This window comes from Streptococcus parasanguinis (assembly GCF_023109675.1).
GTDB classification, from domain to species: domain Bacteria; phylum Bacillota; class Bacilli; order Lactobacillales; family Streptococcaceae; genus Streptococcus; species Streptococcus parasanguinis_I.
The window spans coordinates 2,939-7,244 of record NZ_JALDUR010000026.1 but is presented as its reverse complement, the minus strand read 5'-3'; the positions used below and the strand labels follow the sequence as shown (position 1 = coordinate 7,244).

Sequence of the window (4,306 nt, the reverse complement as noted above, 5' to 3'; positions counted from 1 at the left end):
CTGTTTGTGTGATTACTTACAGTTTACACCAATGAAACGCTATGAGTTTTTTGTTGCACTATATTTTACAATTTATCATATTACAACTTATAAGATTGCAAAAAGAAATGTATAACGCAATACATAACGCAATGCATAATTATTGTGCAATATTCTTTATCCTATAGATAGAATGAATAGGAGGGCAGATATGGCATTCCAACTGAAATCTAATCGCAAAGAGACTGAGAATAAAACGATTCGGTTTCCTCTTCCGTTAATCGAAGAAATTGAAAAGGCTATTCAAAATGAAGATGTCACTTTTTCAAGTTTTGTAATTCAAGCTTGCGAGTATGCACTAAAAGATATGAAAAAATAGACAAAGTATTAGTTTGAAATTAAATTTTAGAGATTCTAGTAATCTAAAAAGGAAATTAATATTGGTAGAAACAGAATTAAAATATTTGGTTGGGGGTAAATATGGAGTATGATTTTAAATATTTAGTCGATAAATATACATTACCAGGAGCAAGAGAAAAATTTAAAAAGATATGTATTGAGATATTTCAAGAAAAAATTGGACCTTTAGCGAAGGAGGCTGCGGTATCACAAGGAGATGATGGCATCGATGTTCTAGTTGGTGACTTAGATGACAGACCATCAATTTATCAGTGTAAATTTTTTATTGATGGGATTGGAGATTCACAAAAACAACAAATTAGAGAATCGTTTAGAACAGTGATTACCAAGCATCCCAATATTTCTTCTTGGTATTTATGTGTTCCAATAGGCCTAAAAATTAATGAGCTATCATGGTGGTCAAGATGGAAAAGTAAAATGCAGGCTGAACATAAAATAAAGATAGAGTTGTGTGATGGAGCTTTTTTACTAAAAGAATTTAAGAAATGAAGCAGTTATAAATCAACATTTGATGATGATATCAGAAATGATTTAGAACAGATTAAAATGTCTATTGAAGCAAGTAATAAAAGGGTTTACGAAGAAATATTATATGGAGAAGATGAGATAGAAGAAATCTCAGAAATGTACAATGATATTATATTTATATCAATGTTGAAGAGTGCACAAATAGCCGATGTTGACGATCTCAAAGTTGATTTTTATAATGCAGAAATTGCTAGACATGAGTCTTTAAGCAAAGATGACATCAATGGGAAAAAACAGTATGATAATTTAAGAATGAAGATACATTCTATTTGGAAGACCCAATATCGTCTATACAAGCAACCTAACGATGGTAATTGTTTAATAAATCAAACTTATCTTAGAATCGAAGATTTAGATTCTAGCACTTTAGGGAGCTCGATAAGTGATTTTAATTTATTAGCTAAAAAGGGTATCTTACATCAGCTTGCTGATGATAAGGAATTAGGTTGGGTTGATAATTTTATAGCAGTGTTGGAAAAATATATGGAGGGAAATGATGTCGGAGATAATTGAGAATATAAGTTTCCAAGAATATTGTTTGACTCGAAATAGGGTTGCGATACTGTTGAATATTTTAGGAAAAGAGCACAAAAAAGATACAACTCAAGAAAAATTGATTATTAGTGATTTTTTCTAAAATTTCCAGAATTAATATCTGATGAAATAGAGCTTGGAAGATTTGATATAAAGTACTCTTATTTCCATTGGAAACCTAATTATAAACTGTATAATGCAGTTCTTGCAGATTTATTAGCTAGAAATATTATTACATTTAACTCTTTGAATAACAGATATTTCATTACAGATAAAGGAGAGAAATTTGTTATTGAACTATTTAGTGAAGAAGGGATAGATTGGAGCAAGATACTACAGTCTTGTGATTTTATAGTTTCTAAAGTGTTAAATAAAACAGTATCAGCTGGACAGACCATGATACAGAGTAAATTAGATTGTATACGAGGTAATTAAATGAAACTATTGTTAAAGACACTTAGATTAATAGGTGTGAGAAAAAATTATGAGGTTCATTTTCATAAAGGATTAAATTATATTTCGGGACCAACTTCAACGGGAAAAACTGCAATTTTAGAATTAACAGATTATGCTTTTGGGAAAACGAATCATAAATCGTATATAGAAATTGGAGAAAGTTGTACGGATGTGGAATTGGAATTTTATATATCAGAGAATCTCTATAAGATTAAAAGACCATTATCAGCTTTTAAAGAACCTGTTCTTTTACAGACTTACGATAGTGTCAAAGAAAAATTTACACAAGCGCGTACCTTGGAAATTGATATTCTTTCAAATGAAAAATCATTATCATACTTTTTGTTATCGAAGCTTAATCTAACTAATTTAATCATTAGAGGAGACGATTTTAGTTTTAGAGATTTATTTAAATTTTCATATTTAAAACAGACAAATATTGATAACGAAAACATTCTTAATGAGCAGAACTGGGCGCTTAATGGAAAAGAAAAAGCAACATTTGAGATTATTTTAGATATCTATGATAGTTTACTAGGTGACCTACAACAGAGTCTTAAAATTGAAAAAGAGAGCTTAAAGGTAAAAGAAATTAGATACGAAGCTGTAAGAGAATTTCTAAAAACTGCAGAAGTTGAGAATTATGAAACAGTGCAAGTGAAATCTGTTGAAATTGATTCTAAATTAGAGGATATTAATTCTAAAATAGAAAACTATAAATCTGATATTCTGAAAACAGAAGTGGGAAATGATGTTAATGAATTGATAGTACTTATTAGTGACCAAAAAGAAAAGTTAAGTAATCTAAGAAACAAATTTTTAGATCAAGAACAGTATATACAAAAATTACAGTTGCTGGAAAATCAATATTTTGCTGATATTGAAAAAATTAGTGAGCAAATAGCAGGTATTAAAGCTATTAATAAATACGAATACTTATATTGTCCAAATTGCTTACGACCGATTTCACTTCACGAAGAATCAAGTTGCTTATTGTGTCATCAGAATATGGATGATATTGTAATTGAAATCAACGATTTGAAAAAGGAACGAAAAAACTTACAAAAAAGAAAAATGAGCTTCACACTTATATTGATTCAGAAAAAGAAAAAAATATTAGAGTAGGCCTAGAAATAAACAAATTACAGGATAATATTAAATCCGATGAAGAGAAGTTAGATAGTTTAACCAGACAATATATAAATCCCTTGGCTACAGAAATTAGTTTGCTATCAATTAAAAGCGGTCAATTATATGAAGAAAAGAAATCTCTAAATGAGAGCCTGAAATTTATTGAGGAACTTACAAATTTGGAAATGTTGCTTTCTGAAAAGAGGATAGAAGTTGAAGGGATAGAAGAACAAATTAAACGCCAAAAATATAAGGATGCCAAAGAGGACAAGTTGAAACAACTGTCTGAAACATTTTCAACTATTTTATCATCTTTTGAGTTTCCAAATCTTTATGAAGCTTATATTGATACAAAGAGTTATTTACCTTATGTGAGGGGCCATAAATACAGTGATTTAGGTAGTTTAGGAGCTGTGACTCTGATAATAATGGCATATTACCTATCAATAATGATTTGTTCAGAAGTGCAAACTGGTAACCATTTAGGATTGTTGATGATTGATACACCTAGGAAAAACTTAGGGGCTTCCTCGACAAGTACAGAGTTTAGAGGCGAAAAAATCTACGAATCTATAATTAATTATTTTCTTCAACTTGGAGAAGAATGTGAAAATGATTTTCAGTTAATTATTGTAAATAATGGTTATCCATCAGATTTTCCACGGGATTATATTGTTAAAGAATTCTCTTTCGATGGTCATGATGGGTTGATTGATGATTATAATGTGACTGATGAATAGGGAAGAAGATACCCATAATGGCTGAGAATTTACCCGAAATGCAATGTAATCATAGAAGATTACGTATAAAAAAGTTCCAACCCAAGGAAAACTGATAAGCCCAGTTTAAGATCTTATCCGTTTTTCTAGTCTTTAGTCATTATTTTGTTTATTTCTTGAGATTTATTCTTTGTTTATCAATTATTATGCGAGTCATAAACTTGTTTTACCATAAAGTAAAGTTATCAAATTAACAAAATGTTGCTTTAAAATACTACATATTACAATTGGTATAAAACGCTATACAATTCTCAAAATATATTATTAATCAACATGAGGGAAATTTTGATAATTCTGATTCGATATATGTTGATTTTTATAGAAAATTTACCTTATGTTGATGAAGTTGATTAAAATTAGATTAAATAATGACTTTTGTAAATACGTAAAAATGCTGTTTTTACATGAGGGAAATTTTGATAATTCTGATTCGATATATGTTGATTTTTATAGAAAATTTACCTTATGTTGATGAAGTT

General features: G+C 29.0%; 5 protein-coding genes. All 5 read left to right on the top strand.

All coding sequences use genetic code 11. From position 1 onward, the window contains the following. Positions 1-190: 190 nt before the first annotated feature. The gene (locus M1G14_RS10750; RefSeq protein WP_003702092.1) at positions 191-358 is read left to right on the top strand and encodes a YlcI/YnfO family protein; all 168 of its coding nucleotides are present in this window, start codon (positions 191-193) and stop codon (positions 356-358) included. A 101-nt stretch (positions 359-459) separates the two neighbouring features. After that, positions 460-888 carry a hypothetical protein gene (locus M1G14_RS10745; protein ID WP_003702090.1) on the top strand — a complete coding sequence of 143 codons (429 nt, stop codon included), beginning with the start codon at positions 460-462 and terminating at the stop codon, positions 886-888. Between the two features lie 57 nt (positions 889-945). Next, positions 946-1,440, top strand: coding sequence for an ABC-three component system protein (locus M1G14_RS10740; RefSeq protein ID WP_247926593.1), 495 nt, complete (start codon positions 946-948; stop codon positions 1,438-1,440). Positions 1,441-1,896: 456 nt separating this feature from the next. After that, a complete protein-coding gene (locus M1G14_RS10735) occupies positions 1,897-3,042 on the top strand; it encodes an AAA family ATPase (protein ID WP_247926592.1) in 1,146 nt (381 codons plus the stop codon). A gap of 83 nt (positions 3,043-3,125) precedes the next feature. Continuing rightward, positions 3,126-3,788: a hypothetical protein gene (locus M1G14_RS10730; protein ID WP_247926591.1), complete on the top strand. Its 663-nt coding sequence runs from the start codon at positions 3,126-3,128 to the stop codon at positions 3,786-3,788. Positions 3,789-4,306 lie beyond the last annotated feature (518 nt).